At 75.0% G+C, this 232-nt stretch carries 1 pseudogene; it reads right to left on the bottom strand.

What is annotated here, in order from left to right:
- A pseudogene (locus ACR9ZK_RS23715) lies at positions 1 to 232 on the bottom strand (low specificity L-threonine aldolase); the annotation flags it as partial.

Below are 232 nucleotides of genomic sequence, written 5' to 3'. Positions count from 1 at the left end.
TCGAGGTGCCACACGAGGCGCACCGCGCCCGGGCACACGGCGTAGGCACGGACCCCCGCGTCGAGGGCCGCGGCGACGAACGCCGCTGACGTCCAGCCTGCCGCGGCGACGTCGACGATGACGATGTTGGTCTCCACGGTGGCCAGGTCGACCAAACCGGGTGCCGCCTCGGCCATCGCTGCGGCGGTGCGGCGAGCGCGGGCGTGGTCGTCGGCGAGGCGCTCGACGTGGT

This window comes from Monashia sp. HAY1-5C, from assembly GCF_056755255.1.
This window is presented reverse-complemented; position numbering and strand designations above follow the sequence as displayed.